At 70.5% G+C, this 18,512-nt stretch carries 17 protein-coding genes and 1 riboswitch; of the genes, 4 read left to right on the forward strand and 13 right to left on the reverse strand.

Annotation, left to right across the window (positions count from 1 at the left end; genetic code table 11):
- Window positions 1–169, forward strand: a 169-nt coding sequence (locus ABZ714_RS33740; protein WP_358829202.1) for a DUF881 domain-containing protein, incomplete at its 5' end; no start/stop codon positions are given.
- Here the strand turns inward: ABZ714_RS33740 and ABZ714_RS33745 are convergent.
- Window positions 124–882 carry a type II CAAX endopeptidase family protein gene (locus tag ABZ714_RS33745; protein ID WP_358829189.1) on the reverse strand — a complete coding sequence of 253 codons (759 nt, stop codon included), beginning with the start codon at window positions 880–882 and terminating at the stop codon, window positions 124–126. The two genes, ABZ714_RS33740 and ABZ714_RS33745, sit on opposite strands and share 46 nt — an antisense overlap.
- Window positions 883–1,123: 241 nt before the next feature.
- Window positions 1,124–2,638 (reverse strand): glutamate--cysteine ligase, encoded by a 1,515-nt coding sequence (locus tag ABZ714_RS33750; RefSeq protein ID WP_358829190.1) that lies wholly within the window; start codon window positions 2,636–2,638, stop codon window positions 1,124–1,126.
- A 610-nt stretch (window positions 2,639–3,248) separates the two neighbouring features.
- Here ABZ714_RS33750 and ABZ714_RS33755 point away from each other — a divergent pair.
- Complete coding sequence (locus tag ABZ714_RS33755; protein WP_358829191.1) at window positions 3,249–3,839, forward strand: hypothetical protein; 591 nt, start codon at window positions 3,249–3,251, stop codon at window positions 3,837–3,839.
- Between the two features lie 401 nt (window positions 3,840–4,240).
- Complete coding sequence (locus ABZ714_RS33760; RefSeq protein WP_358829192.1) at window positions 4,241–4,438, forward strand: DUF5999 family protein; 198 nt, start codon at window positions 4,241–4,243, stop codon at window positions 4,436–4,438.
- A 91-nt stretch (window positions 4,439–4,529) separates the two neighbouring features.
- Here the strand turns inward: ABZ714_RS33760 and gcvP are convergent, their stop codons facing one another.
- Window positions 4,530–7,421, reverse strand: coding sequence for an aminomethyl-transferring glycine dehydrogenase (gene gcvP / locus ABZ714_RS33765; RefSeq protein WP_358829193.1), 2,892 nt, complete (start codon window positions 7,419–7,421; stop codon window positions 4,530–4,532).
- A gap of 184 nt (window positions 7,422–7,605) precedes the next feature.
- A riboswitch (glycine riboswitch) is annotated at window positions 7,606–7,702 on the reverse strand.
- Window positions 7,703–7,849: 147 nt separating this feature from the next.
- Between gcvP and ABZ714_RS33770 the strand changes: the two genes are divergently transcribed.
- Window positions 7,850–8,236: a PRC-barrel domain-containing protein gene (locus tag ABZ714_RS33770; protein ID WP_358829194.1), complete on the forward strand. Its 387-nt coding sequence runs from the start codon at window positions 7,850–7,852 to the stop codon at window positions 8,234–8,236.
- Here the strand turns inward: ABZ714_RS33770 and ABZ714_RS33775 are convergent.
- The 10 genes from ABZ714_RS33775 to ABZ714_RS33820 form a co-directional block, all read right to left on the reverse strand.
- Complete coding sequence (locus ABZ714_RS33775; protein ID WP_358829195.1) at window positions 8,143–9,639, reverse strand: DNA polymerase IV; 1,497 nt, start codon at window positions 9,637–9,639, stop codon at window positions 8,143–8,145. The two genes, ABZ714_RS33770 and ABZ714_RS33775, sit on opposite strands and share 94 nt — an antisense overlap.
- A gap of 71 nt (window positions 9,640–9,710) precedes the next feature.
- Window positions 9,711–10,271: a MerR family transcriptional regulator gene (locus ABZ714_RS33780; RefSeq protein ID WP_358829196.1), complete on the reverse strand. Its 561-nt coding sequence runs from the start codon at window positions 10,269–10,271 to the stop codon at window positions 9,711–9,713.
- Between the two features lie 219 nt (window positions 10,272–10,490).
- Window positions 10,491–10,964, reverse strand: coding sequence for a bifunctional nuclease family protein (locus tag ABZ714_RS33785; protein WP_358829197.1), 474 nt, complete (start codon window positions 10,962–10,964; stop codon window positions 10,491–10,493).
- Between the two features lie 53 nt (window positions 10,965–11,017).
- Complete coding sequence (locus ABZ714_RS33790) at window positions 11,018–11,800, reverse strand: MerR family transcriptional regulator (protein WP_358829198.1); 783 nt, start codon at window positions 11,798–11,800, stop codon at window positions 11,018–11,020.
- 35 nt (window positions 11,801–11,835) lie between these two features.
- Window positions 11,836–12,729: an FHA domain-containing protein gene (locus tag ABZ714_RS33795; RefSeq protein ID WP_358829203.1), complete on the reverse strand. Its 894-nt coding sequence runs from the start codon at window positions 12,727–12,729 to the stop codon at window positions 11,836–11,838.
- 145 nt (window positions 12,730–12,874) lie between these two features.
- Window positions 12,875–13,714 (reverse strand): DUF881 domain-containing protein, encoded by an 840-nt coding sequence (locus tag ABZ714_RS33800; RefSeq protein WP_358829204.1) that lies wholly within the window; start codon window positions 13,712–13,714, stop codon window positions 12,875–12,877.
- 5 nt (window positions 13,715–13,719) lie between these two features.
- Entirely contained in the window at window positions 13,720–14,052 is a 333-nt protein-coding gene (locus tag ABZ714_RS33805) for a small basic family protein (protein WP_006350443.1), read from the reverse strand.
- Window positions 14,049–15,002 (reverse strand): DUF881 domain-containing protein, encoded by a 954-nt coding sequence (locus ABZ714_RS33810; protein WP_358829199.1) that lies wholly within the window; start codon window positions 15,000–15,002, stop codon window positions 14,049–14,051. Before ABZ714_RS33810 ends, ABZ714_RS33805 begins: the two co-directional genes overlap by 4 nt.
- Before the next feature lie 97 nt (window positions 15,003–15,099).
- A complete protein-coding gene (locus ABZ714_RS33815) occupies window positions 15,100–17,595 on the reverse strand; it encodes a mannose-1-phosphate guanyltransferase (protein WP_358829200.1) in 2,496 nt (831 codons plus the stop codon).
- A gap of 112 nt (window positions 17,596–17,707) precedes the next feature.
- Complete coding sequence (locus tag ABZ714_RS33820; protein WP_358829201.1) at window positions 17,708–18,316, reverse strand: CDP-alcohol phosphatidyltransferase family protein; 609 nt, start codon at window positions 18,314–18,316, stop codon at window positions 17,708–17,710.
- Between the last annotated feature and the right edge of the window lie 196 nt (window positions 18,317–18,512).

Here is an 18,512-nt window from a genome sequence, read left to right on the forward strand (position 1 = left end):
GCAGGACCTCCAGGCCGTGGTCAACGCCCTGTGGGCGGGCGGCGCCCGGGGTATCCAGGTGATGGACCAGCGGCTGATCTCCACCAGCGCCTCCACGGGATCGGGCCCGGAGGGGTCCCTCACTCAGGGCGTGGGCAGCCAGTCCACCTTGCCCGCCAGCAGGGCGTAGCCGACGAACGCCACGATGTCGAGCAGCGCGTGGGCGACGACCAGCGGCCCCAGCCGCCCCCACTTGCGGTACAGCAGCACGAAGACGACGCCCATCACCACATTGCCGATGAAGCCGCCGATGCCCTGATAGAGGTGGTACGAGCCGCGCAGTACCGAACTCGCCAGCAGCGCGGCGGTCGGGGTCCAGCCCAACTGCCCCAGCCGGTGGAGCAGATAGCCGACCACGATCACCTCCTCCACCAGGGAGTTCTGGATCGCCGAGAGAATCAGTACCGGGAACTTCCACCACACATCGGGCAGGGACTCCGGAACGACGGTCAGATTGAACCCCGCCGCCCGGGCCAGCAGATAGAAGGCCAGACCGGCGCTGCCGATCCCGGCGGCGAGCAGGGTCCCCCGTCCCAGATCGGGCCAGGGGCGGGCCCGGTCGAAGCCCGTCGCGCGCAGTCCGCCGACGCCCTCGCGGGTGAGCAGATGGGCCACCAGCGCCACCGGGACCAGCGCCGTCGCGATCCCGAAGAGCTGCCAGGCCAGATCCAGCCAGGGGCGTCCGGGGGCGTACGAGCCGTTCAGCGTGGCGGCCTGCTCGTTGAGGCCGCCCGGCCGGGTCAGCGCCCCGACAAAGCTGATCAGCGACGACAGCGCGCTCGCGCCCAGCGAGAGCGCGAGGACCAGCAGCAGCTCGGAGCGGAGCGTCTTCCGGGACAGCACCCCCTCCCGCGGTCCCGCCCCCGGCCCTTCCGGGGGAAGGGAACCGGCCACCCGTCCCGCCTCCGTCGCCACCCTTGCCTCCCGTCGGCCGCCTACCGCTGTCCGGGCTCATCCCATCACAGGAAAGTCCGGAGACCGGCCGCGGCACCGGCCCCGGCCCGCGGAAAGTCCCGCACGGCGAACGGCCGGAACCGGCCCGGCGGCGGTACGGCCCGGCGGCCGTACCGCCGGCCCGGGCGGTTCAGGCGCTCGGGCCGGGGAATCCCACGGGCCAGGTATGGACCGGCTCCCCGTGGTGCATCAGCTCCCGGTAGCGCCGGGTGGTGGCGGCCAGGGCCGCGTCCCGCTCAAGACCCGCCTCCAGGGCCCGGTGATAGGTCTCCGCCTGCCACGAGGCCCCGTTCATCCGGCGCTTGCACCGCTCCTCGATCACCCCGAGATAGCGGTCCCGGTCGGCGGGCTCCACATTCCACGCGTCGAGTCCGGCGGCGGCCAGCGGCAGCAATTCGTCCCGGACCAGCTTGGCCACCGGCACCGTGGTGATCCCGCCCGTCCGGCCGGGGCGCGGCCACTTCAGCTCGGCGTCGATACCGTCGCGGCACGCGGTGTCGAAGTTCTCCGCCGCCGTCTCGAACGGCAGCCTGCTCCACACCGGCCGCTGCTCCTCGGCCAGCGCCCGGACCAGGCCGTAGTAGAAGGCGGCGTTGGCGACGACATCGGTGACCGTGGGGCCCGCGGGCAGGACCCGGTTCTCCACCCGCAGATGGGGCACCCCGCCCGCGACCCCGTACACCGGCCGGTTCCAGCGGTAGACCGTGCCGTTGTGGAGGACCAGTTCGTGCAGTGAGGGCACACCGCCCTCGTCGATGACCCGCAGCGGCTCCTCCTCGTCGTCACAGATCGGCAGGAGTGCCGGGAAGAACCGCAGGTTCTCCTCGAAGAGGTCGTACGCCGAGGTGATCCACCGCTCCCCGAACCAGGTACGCGGTCTGACACCCTGTGCCTGCAACTCCGGCGGACGGGTGTCGGTGGCCTGGAGGAACAACGGCGGCCGCGACTCCCGCCACAGCTCCTTGCCGAACAGGAACGGGGCGTTGGCCCCCACCGCGACCTGCACGGACGCCACCGCCTGGGCGGCGTTCCAGACATCGGCGAACCGGTCGGGGGTGACCTGGAGATGGAGCTGGACGGAGGTGCAGGCGGCCTCGGGCGCGATGGACGACGAGGCGCAGCTCAGCCGCTCCACCCCGTCGATGTCGAGGGCGAACTCCTCCCCGCGCGCGGTCACGATCTGCTCGTTGAGCAAGGTGTAGCGGTTGTCGGCGGACAGGTTGCCGCTGACCAGATCGTCCTGCTGCAGGGTCGGCAGAATGCCGATCATCATGATTCCGGCACCGACTTCGTTGGCCTTGCGGTCGGCATATCCGAGACCGGCGCGCAGTTCCTCGGCCAACTGGTCCAGAACGCGCCCACCGAGCCGGTGGGGAACGATATTGACCTCCAGGTTGAACATTCCGAGTTCGGTCTGGAAATCATGGCTGGCGATCCGCTCCAGCACTTCCGCATTCATCATGCGCGGCTGCCCGTCGGCGCCCACGAGATTCAGTTCGATCTCCAGCCCCATCAGATTCTTGGGACGGTCGAACCGCTCCTCGGCCAACAATCGCCCGAGCCCCGCCAGGCACTGCTGGAGCTTTCTCCGGTATCGCCGGCGATCGGAGAACTCGAAACCGTCCGGCGCGACCTTGTCCCCCATGAAGTGTCCTTCCTCGGGTGGCTGCGACAGGGTCCGCGGGCCCACCTCCCAAGGGGCGGCCCGGCGGACTCCGGGACGATAATGCCCAGACTGATTGATCCGTAACGCGGCCGGGGCGGGGCGGGACCGCTAGTGTGGCATCCGTCACCGAACGGCTCATGCCGAAGCGGCGGCGAACGGTCGGCGAACCCCGCCTCCGCCGGTCCGTACCCCCTGGGAGACGGGTTCCGTGGCTGGTGACAAACGCCGACAGGTTTCGGCCTACCGCGCCGGGGGCAAAATACCTGGCCGCCGCCGGGGGTTCCGCGAAGATACGGCATGCCCGCTCGATCGATGAGGCCTGAATCCGCCTTGTCGACATCCACGGAACGCGCTAGCGGAATCACCGTACGAACATGAGTGTTATAAACTCTGCAAACGGGCGGCGAGTTGGCCCGGCGGCCTTTTCCGGTCCCCCGGGATCCCCGTGCCTTCGACCGACAGCGCTGTCGGAGCCGACGACACCGGCACCCGCCGGTGCCGTCGTCGCGTGCCGGCCCCGGCACCGCGTGACAGCACCGTCGGCGCACGCCCAGGTTCACCGTGTCTCCCGAGCGAGAGGCGACCCACCATGCCGCTGCATGTCCTCCCGGCCCCCGCGCCTGCCCTTCGCAGCGTTCTCGCGGCACTCAGTACCCCATCCGCGGTCCGCGAGGGCCGTCCCCCGGCACTCAGGTCCGTCCAGGGACCCGTCAGCCCGGAGTGCCCGCTCCCCGTCCATGTGCTCGACCAGGTCGACCCGCACACCACCGCCGCCCCCGGCACCCGCCTCCTGGGCTGGCGTTTCCTGCTCCGCGGCGACGGCGCGACCGTCGCCGCGGCGGAGACCCTGCTCACCCCGGACGGCTGGACGTTCTCCCACTTCTTCGAGGGCCCCTATCTGGCCTCCACCGAACTCGCCCTGCGCCAGGCGGAATCGTCGGCGACCCCGTTCCAGCCACGGCTGCTCTCCGTTCCGGCGCTGTACATGCTGACGCTCTGGCTGCACGCCGAACCGGAGGCGGACGCCTCGGACGCCGGGCTGGGCCCGGCCGATCTGCTGGTACCCCTCGCCCCGGCCCCGCCGGGGATCGCCGCCCACCGGCCGTACGAGGTCGCCGAACTGCTCCCGGCGATGACCCTGCGACTGACCCCGGCCCGGCTCCTCGGCTCGCCCGCCTGACTCCGGGCGGCGGCCCGCCGCCCCCGACCGGCCGGTCCCGCCACCGACACGTCTCCCCCCGCCCGGCCCGGTCCGCCCCCGGCGCCAGGCGGCGGTGCGCCCCGTGACCCCGCGACAGCGGCTTCACGGGGCGCGCCGCTTTCCGGCCCCGGCCGCCATGGGCCAGAACGGGCTAGTCCGTTGTGACCAGGCCCCAACCATCCGAAAGGACAGTCCGGTTGAGCTGAACCATCCGCGCGGGTGATACGTCTCTCACCAGAGAGACGAGGTGTCGTGAAATCCCTGCGGAACAACGCCCGTGGGGCAACACTGGGATCGGACCGAGAGAGATACGGGGGGCGGCCATGAACACTTCATCGAGCCGCAGGACACTGATCACACCAGAGCGAAAGAACCCGCCCATGTGCCAGCACCAGCCATCGTGCCCGACAGCGGACTCAGCCGACCGGGACGCCGCCCGACTGGTGGCGCACCACCCCGAGCAGGGCTGGAGCCTGCTCTGCAACGGCGTCCTTCTGTTCGAGGACACCGGTGAGCTGCTGCCGGACGGGCAGATCATCGCCCCGCACCGTCCGCTGCTGACCGCGCACGCGGCATAGGGCCTCCGGGGGGGAACGACCGGGGGCCGGTCGGGGTGCGTACGCACTCCCCGAACCGGCCCCGTGGCATTTCGGCCGTGCCCGGCCGGGCTCAGCCCTCGTAGGCGTCCGGCGGCGGGCAGGAGCAGACCAGATTACGGTCCCCGAAGGCCCCGTCGATCCGGCGCACCGGCGGCCAGTACTTGTCGGCGGCGCTCACGCCGGGCGGGAAGACCGCCTCGTCCCGGCCGTACGCGTGCTCCCAGGCCCCGCCCAGCGCCGCCGCGGTGTGCGGCGCGTTCCGCAGCGGGTTGTCGTCGGCGGGCCAGACACCCGTCGCGACCTTCTCGATCTCGGCCCGGATCGCGATCATCGCCTCGCAGAAGCGGTCGACCTCGGCCAGGTTCTCGCTCTCGGTCGGCTCGATCATCAGCGTCCCGGCGACCGGGAAGGACATCGTCGGCGCGTGGAAGCCGTAGTCGATCAGCCGCTTGGCGATGTCGTCGACGGTGACGCCGGTCGCCTTGGTCAGCGGACGGAGATCGATGATGCACTCATGGGCGACCAGCCCGCCGGGGCCCGTGTACAGCACCGGGAAGTGCGGCTCCAGGCGCTTGGCGATGTAGTTGGCGGCCAGCACGGCGACCTGAGTGGCCCGCTTCAGCCCCTCGCCGCCCATCAGCCGGACGTACGCCCAGGAGATCGGCAGGATGCCCGCCGAGCCCCAGGGGGCGGCGGAGATCGGGCCGACGCCGGTCTCCGGTCCCGCCCCGGGCTGGAGCGGGTGGTTGGGGAGGTAGGGGGCGAGATGCGCCCGGACCGCCACCGGGCCCACACCGGGGCCGCCGCCGCCGTGCGGGATGCAGAACGTCTTGTGCAGATTGAGGTGCGAGACGTCGCCGCCGAACTCACCCGGCTTGGCGAGGCCGACCAGCGCGTTCAGATTGGCGCCGTCGACATAGACCTGGCCGCCCGCCTCGTGGACCCGGGCGCAGATGTCGGCGACGTGCTCCTCGAAGACGCCGTGCGTCGACGGGTAGGTGATCATCAGTACGGCGAGTTCGTCGCGGTACCGCTCGATCTTCTCCCGCAGATCGGTGACGTCGATCTCGCCGTCGTCGGCGGTGGCGACCACGACCACCTTCATGCCCGCCATCACGGCGCTGGCGGCGTTGGTGCCGTGCGCGGAGGACGGGATGAGGCAGACGGTCCGGCCCGCGTCCCCGTTGGCGCGGTGGTAGGCGCGAACGGCGAGCAGCCCGGCGAGTTCGCCCTGGGATCCGGCGTTGGGCTGGAGGGACACCTTGGCGTAACCGGTGACCTCGGCCAGCCGCTCCTCCAGCTCGTGGATCAGGGTGAGATAGCCCGCCGCCTGGTCCGCCGGGGCGAAGGGATGGATTTGGCCGAACTCGGGCCAGGTCACCGGCTCCATCTCGGTGGTGGCGTTGAGCTTCATGGTGCAGGAGCCGAGCGGAATCATCCCCCGGTCCAGCGCGTAGTCCCGGTCGGCCAGCCGCCGCAGGTACCGCAGCATCGCGGTCTCGGAGCGGTGCTGGTGGAAGACCGGGTGGGTCAGATAGTCGTCGGTCCGCAGCAGGTCCGCGGGCAGGGTGTCCTCGACGGACGCGTCGAGGGCGTCCAGGTCGAGGGCGGCGTCGGCGCCGAAGGCGGTGAGGACGGCCCGGAGGGCGGCCCGGTCGGTGGTCTCGTCACAGGCGATCGACACCAGGGAGTCGTCCACCGGACGGAGGTTGACCCCGCCCTCGCGCGCGGCGGCGACCACATCGGCGGCCCGCCCGGGTACGCGTACCGTCACCGTGTCGAAGTACGCGCCGGTGACGACCTCCGCCCCGCTCGCCGCCAGACCGGCGGCGAGCAGGGTGGCGTAGCGGTGGGTGCGCCGGGCGATGGAGCGCAGTCCGTCGGGGCCGTGGTAGACGGCGTACATCCCGGCCATCACCGCGAGCAGCACCTGGGCGGTACAGATGTTGCTGGTGGCCTTCTCGCGGCGGATGTGCTGTTCGCGGGTCTGGAGGGCGAGGCGGTACGCCTTGTCGCCGTCCGCGTCGACGGAGACGCCGACGAGACGGCCGGGCAGGCTGCGGGCGAACTTCTCCCGGACCGCCATGAATCCGGCGTGCGGGCCGCCGAAGCCCATCGGGACGCCGAACCGCTGGCTGGTGCCCACGGCGATGTCCGCACCGAGTTCGCCGGGGGAGGTGAGCAGGGTGAGGGCGAGCAGATCGGCGGCGACGGTGACGACGGCGCCCAGTTCGTGCGCCCGCTCGATCAGCGGCCGGAGGTCGCGTACGGCGCCGGAGGCACCGGGGTACTGGAGGAGGACGCCGAAGACGCCCCGCTCGGCGACCTCGGCCGGGATGCCGTCACCGAGGTCGGCGACGACGACCTCGACCCCGGTGGGCTCGGCCCGGGTCTCGATCACGGCCAGGGTCTGCGGCAGGACGTCGGCGTCGACGAGGAAGACGCCGTCCTTGACCTTGCCGACCCGGCGGGAGAGCGACATGGCCTCGGCGGCGGCGGTGCCCTCGTCGAGGAGGGAGGCCCCGGAGGTGGGCAGCCCGGTCAGCTCGGCGATCGTGGTCTGGAAGTTCAGCAGCGCCTCCAGCCGGCCCTGGGAGATCTCCGGCTGGTAGGGGGTGTACGCGGTGTACCAGGAGGGGTTCTCCATGACATTGCGCAGGATGACCGGCGGGGTGAAGGTGCCGTAGTAGCCGAGGCCGATCATCGACGTCAGTACGGAGTTGCGGTCGGCCAGCGACCGGAGTTCGGCCAGTACCTCGGGCTCGGTCCTGGCGTCCGGCAGGCCCAGCGCCCCGGCGCTCTTGATGACATCGGGCACCGCGGCGGCGGTCAGCTCGTCGAGCGACCCGTATCCCACCTGAGCCAGCATCTTGGCCTGGGCCTCGGCGTCGGGTCCTATGTGGCGCTGCTCGAAGGGGATTCCCCGCTCCAGCTGCCGGAGAGGGATGCGGTTGGCGGTCATACAGGCGGCCTCCTGGTCTGCGTCAGACCCGGTGAGGGGCACCCGAGGCGGATGCCCGGGACGGCCTCCCCCTCTGTCATCTCAACCTGAGAGCTTCACCGGCCGCCCGTGGCGGGGGCGCTCCGGCTTTCACCGTCGGTGTGGGCGGATGCCGTCCGGCGCCCGCCCCACTTTCCAGAGTGACCTCGTCCACGCGGTACAGGTGCCTGAGAGATTCCGGGGAGGAGTTGCTCCTTCGGCGCCACCGTCGTCCTGCCGGTGGACTCTCCCGCGCGGGGTCAGCAGCCGCTGCCAGCCTACCAGCGGACTCTTCGGCAGGTGAGGCCCGTGATCGCTCGAGTGGCCGACGGCGGCGATCTGCTTTCTCGTGGTCCTCAGGGGTTCTCCTCAGGCTTTTCCGGCAGTGGGTACGACCTTCTGGAGGGACCGTGCAGACCGACATCGATCCGCGCAGCCTGATCGGCCGCAAGGCGTACGACCGCGACGGCGTGAGGATAGGGACCGTCGACGAGGTGTATCTCGACGACGCCACCGGTTCACCCGACTGGGCGGCCGTCCGTACCGGTCTCTTCGGCCGGGACTCCTTCGTCCCCCTCGCCCCCAGTACGGTGGTCGGCGACACCCTCCGGGTCCCCTTCGAGCGGTCGCTGGTGCGGGCCGCCCCGGACCTCGGCATCGGCCGCCATCTCTCCCCCGCCCAGGAACTCCAGCTCTGCCGCCACTACGGCATCGACGTCTCCCCCTCGTCCGCGTCGGGACCGGCCTCCGACCGCTCCTCCGGTACGGCCGCCGACGACGGGGGCGCGCCCGGCTGATCGTCCGCCGCCACCAGCGGCAGCGGACCGGACGGCGTCAGCTCCGGATCCTCCACCCGGAAGGTCCGGACCCGCCCGACCGGCCCCTGCGGCACCTCGAACCGTACGGTGACCCGTCCGACGCCGCTGCCCTGGACCCAGCCGGGCCCGTGGGTCGTATGGGTGACGTCCTGCCCCGGCGACCACAGCGGTACGGTGGGCGGCCCGGGGGCCTCCGTACCGGTACCGGTCTCCGCCGGGCCCTCCGCCGGGCCGCCGCGGGCCGCCTCGCCCACGCCGTCGTCCGCCGGACCCGCGGCCCCCGCCCCGGGCACTCCGCCGCCGAGCACCTCCGCGGCCTGGGCGAACAGATCCTCCTGGGTCCAGTCCGTCAGCCCGGAGACCCCCACCCCCAGCAGCCGTACGCCCCCGGTGGTGTCCACACCCTCCAGCAGCCGCTCGGCGGCCTCCCGCACCACCACCGGGTCGTCGGTGGGCCCCCGGAGCGTCTCCGACCGGGTCAGGGTCGAGAAGTCGTATCGCCGGACCTTGAGCACGATCGTCCGGCCCGAGTGTCCCGAGGCGCGCAGCCGCCGGACGCAGCGGTCGGCCAGCCGCTCCACTTCCAGCCGGATCCGCAGCCGGTCGTGGAGATCGATGTCGAAGGTGTCCTCCACCGAGACGGACTTCATATCGCGCTCGGCCACCACGGGCCGGTCGTCGTGGCCGAGGGCCATCCGGTACAGCGACGCGCCCTGGGCCCGGCCCAGCAGCCGGACCAGCTCGTCCTCCCCCGCCTCCACCAGTTCGGCGCAGGTGGTGATCCCGCCGCGGCGCAGCTGCTCACCGGTGGCCGGACCGACACCGGGCAGGGTCCGTACCGAGAGCGGCCCCAGCAGCTCGCGCTCCGTGCCCGGCTCGATCACCAGCAGTCCGTCCGGCTTGGCCCGCTCGGAGGCCACCTTGGCTATCATCTTCGACCCGGCGAGCCCCACCGAGCCGGTCAGGCCGGTGACCCGGGCGATATCGGCCCGCAACCGCTCGCCGGCCGCCCGCGCCGAGGCCGTGTCCCCGGCGGCTCCCGACGCCTCCAGGTCGACGAACGCCTCGTCCAGGCTCAGCGGCTCCACCAGCGGCGACACCGCTCCGAGCAGCCGCATCACCTGCTCGCTGATCGAGCGGTAGAAGGCGAAGCGGGGCACCAGATACGCCGCGTTCGGCGCCAGCCGCCGGGCCTGGGACATCGGCATCGCCGAATGGACCCCGAACCGCCGCGCCTCGTACGACGCGGTGGCGACCACACCGCGCGGGCCGAGCCCTCCGACGATCACCGGCTTTCCGCGCAGGCTCGGCTTCGCCGCCTGCTCGGCCGCGGCGAAGAACGCGTCCATGTCCAGATGCAGAATCGTCGGAGCGGATCTCACAGCTCCGATGCTGCACTACGCCACTGACAACGCCCGGTCGCGGTCCGCCACGACACGGCCCGGGCCCCCGGTCAGACCGCGCGGTCGCGCCGTCTGCGGGCCAGTTCGTCGGCCGGATTGTCGCCGGGCAGCGTCTCACCGGTGTCGACCCGCTCGCCGTGCAGCCGGGACAGGGCCGACTCGACATCGCGCCAGACCACCCCGACGGCGATCCCGAAGACTCCCTGGCCGCCCTGGAGGAGATCGACGACCTCGTCGGGCGACGAGCACTCGTAGACCGTGGCGCCGTCGCTCATCAGCGTCATCCGCTCCAGATCGGCCAGCTCGCGGCCGCGCAGATGACGGACCGCGGCCCGGATGCTCTGCAGCGCGACACCGGTGTCGAGGAACCGTTTGACGATCTTGAGGACAACGACGTCACGGAAGCTGTAGAGGCGCTGCGTACCCGATCCGTAAGCGGGCCGGACACTCGGCTCGACCAGTCCCGTACGGGCCCAGTAGTCGAGCTGGCGGTAGGTGATCCCCGCCGCCGCACAGGCCGTCGGCCCCCGGTAGCCCACCGTCTCCTCCGGAGTCACGGGCTCCACCGGCTCCCGTCCACCGCCGTGGAGCGGATACGGCCCACTCTCCACCGGACTCCGTCCGGTGGCGCCCCCCACCGCACCGTCGCCGCTGCTTCTCACGCCGACCCTCCATCCTTGACCTGCCCACTCGACGGTAGGCAGTCACCAGGGGTGCGTCAACGATCGCCACACTCGGCACGCCGAGTGATAATCACCCTGAGGGTGGTTTCCCGCGCCCCGGTCCGGGGTAAGGCTAGTCGAATGGGCATATGCCAATCGGGGGAACGGTCACTGGCTGTTGGTCCCGAAGTCCTCGGGTGAGATCTGGTCGAGGAACTCGCGGAACTTCTCCACCTCGTCCTCCTGCTCGTCCGGGATCGCGATCCCGGCGTCGTCGAGCACCCCGTCGCTGCCGTAGATCGGCGCGCCGACGCGCAGGGCGAGCGCTATGGCGTCGGAGGGGCGGGCACTGACCTCGACCCCGCTGGCGAACACCAGTTCCGCGTAGAACACGCCTTCGCGCAGATCGGTGATCCGGACCTCGGTCAGCTCCTGGCCGAGCGCGTCCAGCACATCCTTGAACAGGTCATGGGTCAGCGGTCTGGCCGGTGCCATGCCCTGCTGCCCGAGGGCGATCGCGGTGGCCTCCCCTGGACCGATCCAGATGGGGAGGTACCGATCGCCTCCCACTTCTCGCAGGAGCACGATCGGTTGATTGGAGGGCATCTCCACCCGGACGCCCACAACGTCGAGCTCATTCACACAGCAACCCTAGGCCGTGCCCGGCCCCTTTGGATAGTCGGGCACGGCCATGATCATTGGATCCGCACCCCGAGAGAGGTCTCCATCAGGGCCGCGTGGAGCTGTACGGACAGGCCCGCCAGCTCCCTCGCGGTGGCCTCGGCACGGGCTCTGGTCTGCGGATTGCGATGCCGCCGCAAGGGTGCCACCACCTGTTCCACCAGCCCGGCCTCCCGGTCCGCGGCGGCCCGCATCGCCCGCAGATGACGGGGTTCGAGCCCGAAGCGGCCCAGTTCCGCCACCAGCCGGGCCACCGTCACCGCACCGGCGTCGTACGAACCGTCGGCGGCGGCCACCAGCAGACCGTACGACTCCCAGTCGGCCAGCTCCTCGGCCGACACCCCGGCCGCCGCCAGCAGCTCGGGCCGGCCCACCCGGGCCGCCGTGGGTCCCTCGGGCTCCACCAGGGCCACCGGCCCGGGGCCGACCCCCGGCGCGCTCTCCGCGCCACCGGGCCCGGAAACATCACGCGGCGTTCCCGGGGCGGGCAGCTGAGGCTGCTCCCCCCGGGCCACGGCGTCCAGATGTTCCCGGATCACCTTCAACGGGAGATAGTGGTCGCGCTGCATCCGCAGCACCTGCGCCAGCCGCTCCACATCCGCCCGGGAGAACTTGCGGTACCCCGACGGGGTACGCCGGGGCTCGACCAGCCCCTCCGCCTCCAGAAAGCGGATCTTGGAAATGGTGACCTCGGGAAACTCGTCGTGCAGCTGGGTGAGCACCGTACCGATGCTCATCAGCCTCTCTCCCGGGCCCGGGGTGCCGTCTCCGGCACCCCCCGTCGGTGTTCGCACCATGCGCCTTCCCGCGGATACCCCGCGACGACCGGCGATCAGTAGCCCCGCTGGCTCGCGTGGCTCGCGTAGAAGACCATCCGGTACTTGCCGATCTGAACCTCGTCCCCGCTCGTCAGATAGGCGGAGTCGATGGGCTCACGGTTGACATAGGTGCCGTTCAGGCTGCCGACGTCGGCGACGCTGAAGCTGCCGTCCGGTCCGCGGCGGAACTCCACATGGCGCCGGGAGACCGTCACGTCGTCGAGGAAGATATCGCTCTGCGGATGACGGCCAGCGGTCGTCAGATCCCCGTCCAGCAGGAACCGGCTGCCCGAGTTGGGCCCGCGGCGCACCACCAGCAGCGCCGAACCCAGCGGCAGGGCGTCCACCGCGGCCTGGGCCTCCGGCGACAGCGACGGCAGCGCGGTCTGGCCCGTCGTCTCCGAGTCGTACGCCTCCAGTCCGGAGATGGAGATCGTCGACGTCGTCTCGGAGGACCGCTCGGGTGCCACTCCGGGCCGCAGCGGCGCGCCGCAGTTGGAGCAGAACCGGCCGGAATCGGGGTTGCGGTGACCGCACCTCGTACAGACCGTCACACCCGCCATGGAAGGGTCCTCCTGCCGCGGCTGTCCCCCATGGGGATTGGTCGCATAGGGGTCGGGGGCATACCCGCCGCCCGCACCCGCGGTCGATGATTCCCCGAAACCTATGCGCCCGGCACCGGCAGGGTCAACAGACGCGCCGGGGCCCCCCGGATACCCACCGGCCGGACCACCGACCTCGTCCCGGAAGAGCGGACGCTGGCCGCCCTGCTGCTCCTCCTGCTGGTCCTGACGGCGCGCACGGTGCCTGGCGCTGCCGCCGTCCTCGCGGGCACTCTTGCCGAACAACTTCGCAAACAACTTCACGGGCGATTCCCCTTGACCGAAATAGACCCGCCCGTGGGGCAGGACGAACTCTCAACGACGCCTGCCGACCCGGACATCCTCACAACGTCCGTACCCACCAGACAGTTTCCACCACACCGCGCGAAGTCGTCGTTCCGACCCCCCGCGGTCTCGCACCCGGACATACCGGGCATCGACTTCCGACGCCTCACCGCGTTGACGACCGAGCGTAGTCAGGCTGCTTCCCAGGTCGCAAGGCGTCCACGACGATCTTCTCCGAACGCGCCACCACGGCCGTGGCCTGCTCCTTCTCCAGTGTCCGCACGATTCCCCCAGGAATGTTCAGGGCCGGTTCCAGGTCCTGCGGCTTGCCGATCACCTCGAACCGGTACGGGGCGGTGATCTTCTTCCCGTCCACCTCGACGCTCCCACCGGAACCGGTGAAGTACGTATCGGCGACGACACGGTTCCCGTTCACCTCGATCGCCTCCGCGCCGGCCGCCCGCAGCTCCTGCACGGCGTCCAGCAGCATGTCCGGCTCCACGGTGCCGGACCGGTCGTCGACGGTGAGGGTGATACCGGGACCCTGTGCCGCCACCGTACCGGCGAGGATGCCCAGCTGCTGCTCCTTCTGCCGGGTCTGCCGCCGGGCCTCCTCCGCCTGGTCCGAACTGTTCTCCAGCTCCGTCCGCTGCTCCTCCAGCCGCCGCTTCTCGTCCTCCAGCCGCTCGGTGCGGCTGTCCAGCTCGTCGAGGATCCGCACGAGGTCCTCCTGACGGGCCCCGCGCAGCGCGCTGTTGTCGCTGGTGGACCGTACCTGGATGGCGAGGCCGAGACCGAGGACGAAGAGCAGCAGGGCCACCGTCAGTTGGGCCCGGGTCACTCTCGGCGGCCACAGACCGGCCTTCAGCCGCTGACGGCCGGTCGGCCCGGCGGATCCGGCCCCCGGACCCGCCTGTTCCGCCGGGCCGGGCCGTGCCGGCGTACCGGCCGGTTCCGTGCGGTCGGGCCCGTCCGGCTCCCGGTCCCTGGTCGTCTCCCGCTCCACCGGCGTCACGCCTGGAAGACATGGCGGCGGATGGCCGCCGCGTTGGAGAAGATCCGGATACCGAGCACGACCACGACACCGGTCGACAGCTGAGCGCCCACGCCCAGCTTGTCCCCGAGGAAGACGATCAACGCGGCCACGACCACGTTCGACAGGAACGACACGACGAAGACCTTGTCGACGAAGATCCCGTCCAGCATCGCCCGCAGCCCGCCGAAGACCGCGTCGAGCGCCGCGACGACGGCGATCGGGAGATAGGGCTCGACCACGGCCGGTACCTCGGGCCGGACCAAGAGTCCGGCCACGACTCCCACGACGAGGCCCAGTACGGCGATCACGATGTGCCCTTCCCTGAGTCGGTCCGCTCCCGCCCGCTCCCCCTCGGGGCATCGGGGCTTCCCGGTTCCGCTGTACGTACGATCAGGCTCGGCGCGGCCGGCAGCCGCACCCTGTCCTCAGTGGAGATGCTGAAACGGATCCCGAAGTTCTCCCGGAGCGCGTGCAAATAATGTCCGTCCGCACTGTCCTGGAACGTCGTGTTCAGCTTCTTGCCGTCCCCCACCGCCAGCACCGTGTACGGCGGCACCAGCGGTCTGTTGTCGACCAGTATGGCGTCCCCCGCGGCCCGGATCGCCGACAGGGCGGTCAGCCGCTGCCCGTTGATGGCGACGGACTCGGCGCCCGACTCCCACAGCCCGTTGACGACCCGCTGCATATCGCGGTCCCGTACCCGGCCGGTATCACTGAACCCACTGGTCTCACGCGGCCCGCCGCCGTCCCCGCCGCCGGTGCCCTTGGCGTCGTCGACGACGAGTTTCACCCCCGGGCCCTCGACCTCGGTCGCCCCGGCCAGCAGGGCCACCGTCCGCCCCTGGTCACCGCCCTCCGACCGCAGGGCCCGCCGCTGACGCTCCCCCACCTCGGTACGGAGTGCCTCGACTTCGTTCTGCAGGGCGTCGACATCTCCGGTCTCCGCCTCGATGCGGTCGATCAGCTCCTCGCGCTCCTTGGCGACCACCGGTGCCGATATCCGCGCCTCGGCGGCTCCCACGGTGACGATGCCCGCGGTCAGTACCAGCCCGGCGCCCAGCCAGAGTTTCGCCTTCAGGGTCCGGGGCAGCCCGCCGCCCTCGGCCCGGCGCGCCGCCGCCTCCGCGTACCCGTCGTCGAGGCTGTGCTCCATCACATTGGTCAGCAGCGACATCGAGGCATCGGGGCGGGCGGGCGGGGAACCCGGGCGCGATCCGGTGCCCCGCAGGGGAGTCTGCGCGGGGGGCTGCTGCGGCATGCCGCACATCGTCGCACGTCGCCCCCGATACCGCCGAACGGCCCCACCCGGGCGCGGGGCGGCGTTCCGGTCCGCCGCCCCGCACTCCGTTCACACCTCAGTGACCTGCGCTGTCGACCACGGCCGCCCACTCGTCGAGCAGGGCCCGGGCCGAGGCTTCGTCGGGTCCCTCGGCCCACAAATGGGTGACGGCCTCCGCCGGGTCGGGCAGCACCATCACCCATCGCCCGTCGGTCTCCACGACCCGTACCCCGTCCGTGGTGTCGACCTGCCGCTCACCGGCGGCCTCCACGACCCGGCGCATCACCAGCCCCTTGACCGCCCAGGGCGTCGCGAGGTCCCGCTTGAGGACATGGGCCCGGGGGATCCTCGCGTCGATCTGGCTGACGGTGAGCTGGGTCCTGGCCACCAGCCCGACCAGCCGCGCCAGAGCGGCCGTACCGTCGAAGACACTGCTGAACTCCGGCACGATGAACCCGCCCCGGCCGTCACCGCCGAAGATCGTCGTCTCCTCCCGGCCGACCCGGGTCAGATCGTCGGGCGAAGTCGTGGTCCACTCCACCTCGGTACCGTGGTACGCGGCCACCTGCTCGGCGATCCTGGTGGTGGTCACCGGCAGCGCCACCTTGCCACCGCGCCGCTCGGCCGCGACCAGTTCGAGCAGGACGAGCAGCGCCCGGTCGTCCTCGATGATCCGGCCGCGCTCGTCGACCAGCGACAGCCGTTCGCCCACGGGGTCGAACCGCACCCCGAACGCGGCCCGCGCGGACGCCACGATCTCACCGAGCCGGACCAGTCCGGCCCTGCGGGTCTCCGCGGTCTCGGTGGGCCGGGCCTCGTCGAGCCCCGGGTTGATGGTCAGCGCGTCCACCCCGAGCCGGCCGAGCAGACTGGGCAGAACGAGTCCGGCACTGCCGTTGGAGGCATCGACGACGACCTTCAGCCCTGATTCGGCGATGCCCGTGATGTCCACGTTCCGCAGCAGTGATCCGGTGTACGAGTCGAAGACGCTGGCCGGGAAGTACAGATCCCCGATCTCCCCGGGGAACGCCCGGCGGTATTCCTGGCGGGCGTAGACCCGGTCCAGCTTCCGCTGTCCGGCCTGGGAGAGATCCGCTCCGCGTTCGTCGAAGAACATGATGTCGACGGAGTCCGGCACCCCCGGGGAGGTACGGATCATGATCCCGCCCGCACTGCCGCGGGCCGTCTGCTGCCGGGCCACCGGGAGGGGCACGCTCTCCAGGTCGCGGACGTCGATCGCGCTGGCCTGGAGAGCGGAGATGACGGCCCGCTTCAGCGCCCGGGCACCGCGCGAGTGGTCCCGGGCCGTGGTGACCGTGGAGCCCTTCTTCAGAGTGGTCGCGTACGCCCCCGCCAGCCGGACCGCCAGTTCGGGGGTGATCTCCACATTGAGGATCCCGGAAACGCCCCGGGCGCCGAAGAGATGCGCCTGCCCGCGGGACTCCCAGATCACCGAGGTGTTGACGAAGGCACCGGCCTCGATGGTCTTGAACGGATAGATCCGTACATTGCCCTGGACCACGGACTCCTCGCCGACGAGGCACTCGTCGCCGATGACCGCGCCCTCCTCGATCCGGGCGGCCCGCATGATGTCGGTGTTCTTGCCGACGACACAGCCCCGGAGATTGCACTGCTCCCCGATGTAGACGTTGTCGTGGATCACCGCCTTGTGGAGGAAGGCTCCGCTCTTGACGACGACATTGGAGCCGACGACCGTGTGCTCGCGGATCTCGGCATCGGCTTCGACCTTCGCGTAGTCCCCGATGTACAGGGGACCGCGCAGGACCGCGTCCGGGTGGACCTCGGCGCCTTCCGCGACCCATACGCCGGGCGAGATCTCGAAGCCGTCGAGTTCGACCTCGACCTTGCCCTCCAGTACATCGGCCTGGGCCTTCACATAGCTCTCATGGGTACCGACGTCCTCCCAGTAGCCTTCGGCGACATAGCCGTAGATCGGCTTGCCCTCCTTCATGAGCTGCGGAAAGACATCGCCCGACCAGTCGACCGGGACATCGGCCTCGACATAGTCGAAGACCTCGGGCTCCATGACATAGATACCGGTATTGACGGTGTCCGAGAACACCTGACCCCAGGTCGGCTTCTCCAGAAAGCGCTCGACCTGGCCCGCCTCGTCGACGATGGTGATACCGAATTCCAGCGGATTGGGCACCCGGGTCAGACATACGGTGACCATCGCGCCCTTCTCCTTGTGGAAGGAGATCAGGTCGGTCAGATCGAAGTCGGTGAGCGCGTCCCCCGAGATAACAAGGAATGCGTCGTCCTTCAGCGCCTCCTCGGCATTCTTCACACTGCCCGCGGTTCCTAGCGGTTTCTCCTCATTGGCATAGGTGAGCTCCATTCCGAGCTCCTCGCCGTCCCCGAAGTAATTCTTGACGAGTGACGCGAGGAACTGGACGGTCACCACTGTCTCGGTGAGACCGTGCCTCTTGAGTAGCCGCAGCACATGCTCCATAATCGGCCGGTTGGCGACCGGCAGAAGCGGCTTGGGCATACTGGAAGTCATGGGGCGAAGCCGGGTTCCTTCGCCACCGGCCATCACGACGGCCTTCATGTCGGAAGCGTCCTCCTTGAGAGACGACGGCCCAGCCGACTGCGCTCGTCCTAAGAGGCCCTCTTGGCGTCATACGCGACCGGCAACACTGCACGGCAGCGCATCAACGAGGTCAATCGGCCGCTGTATCCGCCTTGACGAGACGACGGACCTGGACCACGTACAGGATCCCTGCCCACCAATACAGAGTTGTACCCCATCCTGCGAACGCCCATCCGAAAACGGCGGCAAGTGACGCAAGCCACCCCGAGCCGTCACTCAGGAGCAGTAGCGGGAAGGCGTACATCAGGTTGAAGGTGGCGGCCTTGCCGAGGAAGTTCACCTGGGGCGGCGGGTAACCGTGCCGCCGGAGGATCCACACCATCACCAGCAGCATCAGCTCTCGCGCCAGGAGGACCGCGGTCAGCCAGAGTGGCAGGATTTCCCGCCAGGTGAGACCGACCAGGGTGGAGAGGATGTACAGCCGGTCCGCGGCCGGGTCCAGCAGCCGGCCGAGGCTGCTGATCTGGTTCCAGCGCCGGGCGAGTTTCCCGTCGAGATAGTCACTGATCCCGCTGAGCATCAGTACCAGCAGGGCCCAGCCGTCGCTCTTCGGCCCGCCGAACTCGGGCCGGAGAATCAGCCACAGAAAGAGCGGCACACCGGCCAGCCGGGCCATGCTGAGGATGTTGGGGATAGTGAGTACCCGGTCCGTCTGAACGCGGGTCTCCTGGACCTCCACCCGGGGCCTCCTGGGGAACGTGCCTACGATGCCCCACGACTTTACCGTCAGCGGGGATCACGTCCGCACAGGGGTGGCCTGCGCCGCCTCTCTCTTTCCCTGAAATGCAGAAAGGGCTCTGGCCCCGAGACATTACTGTCTCCAGGGGCCAGAGCCCTCACTGACTAAAGATTGTTCGGCGGCGTCCTACTCTCCC

This window comes from Streptomyces sp. NPDC006798 (assembly GCF_040635975.1).
Taxonomy (GTDB): Bacteria; Actinomycetota; Actinomycetes; order Streptomycetales; family Streptomycetaceae; genus Streptomyces.

What these genes read in the sequence shown, in the direction of transcription:
- ABZ714_RS33750 (WP_358829190.1), bottom strand. Translation starts at nt 2,638, where the DNA reads ATGGGGGACAAGGTCGCGCCGGACGGTTTCGAGTTCTCCGATCGCCGG.
- ABZ714_RS33755 (WP_358829191.1), top strand. Translation starts at nt 3,249, where the DNA reads ATGCCGCTGCATGTCCTCCCGGCCCCCGCGCCTGCCCTTCGCAGCGTT.
- ABZ714_RS33760 (WP_358829192.1), top strand. Translation starts at nt 4,241, where the DNA reads ATGTGCCAGCACCAGCCATCGTGCCCGACAGCGGACTCAGCCGACCGG.
- gcvP (WP_358829193.1), bottom strand. Translation starts at nt 7,421, where the DNA reads ATGACCGCCAACCGCATCCCTCTCCGGCAGCTGGAGCGGGGAATCCCC.
- ABZ714_RS33790 (WP_358829198.1), bottom strand. Translation starts at nt 11,800, where the DNA reads ATGGTGCGAACACCGACGGGGGGTGCCGGAGACGGCACCCCGGGCCCG.
- ABZ714_RS33810 (WP_358829199.1), bottom strand. Translation starts at nt 15,002, where the DNA reads ATGCCGCAGCAGCCCCCCGCGCAGACTCCCCTGCGGGGCACCGGATCG.
- ABZ714_RS33815 (WP_358829200.1), bottom strand. Translation starts at nt 17,595, where the DNA reads ATGAAGGCCGTCGTGATGGCCGGTGGCGAAGGAACCCGGCTTCGCCCC.